The organism is Rhodococcus sp. T2V (assembly GCF_029269925.1).
Taxonomy (GTDB): Bacteria; Actinomycetota; Actinomycetes; order Mycobacteriales; family Mycobacteriaceae; genus Rhodococcus_F; species Rhodococcus_F koreensis.
Genome location: NZ_JARJBD010000371.1, coordinates 1 through 561, shown reverse-complemented (window position 1 = coordinate 561; position 561 = coordinate 1). Strand labels below are relative to the sequence as shown.

Here is a 561-nt window from a genome sequence, read left to right as displayed (position 1 = left end):
CGGCGTACGACTTCGTGGTCGCCCCGAAGCCGGAGGGACAGGGCTGAAGCATGGGATTGTTCTCGTTCATCGTCACCTTGCCGCTGCAACCGGTCAAAGGGGTGATCTCGTTGGCGGAGTTGATCCAGCGGCAGGTCGAGCAGGAGTTGCACGATCCGGCGCGGGCCCGCCGGGCGCTCGAGGAACTCGAGGAGGCCCGCGAGCGCGGTGAGATCACCGAGGAGGAGGAAATGCAGGCGCAGCAGGCGATCCTCGACCAGATGACGGGCGGTGGCGAATCCACCCCCTGAGCCAGTTGGGCGAGCACCGGCAGAACCGAACCTTGCCCGGCCGCACCGGTCGGGGACTCGGGTGGGGAGAGGCGGGTGTATCCGGCCCCACCCCACAGCGCCGCGCTGCCGCTGCAACCGGTGCAGATCGAGGGGTCGCGGGTACGTCACCGATGTCGGGGTCCGAACGTCTGGGTTCCGGGAGTGCCCCGGACAGGGGTTCGGCCGGGAATGGCGCCGCATTCTCGGCCGGATCTCTGCTTCTCGAGCTCTTCACCGCAATCCGATTACT

1 protein-coding gene is annotated in these 561 nt (G+C 67.7%); it reads left to right on the top strand.

The window, feature by feature from the left end; genetic code table 11:
- The first annotated feature begins 50 nt into the window (after window positions 1-50).
- Window positions 51-290: a gas vesicle protein GvpG gene (locus P3H15_RS54430; RefSeq protein WP_276144890.1), complete on the top strand. Its 240-nt coding sequence runs from the start codon at window positions 51-53 to the stop codon at window positions 288-290.
- Window positions 291-561 lie beyond the last annotated feature (271 nt).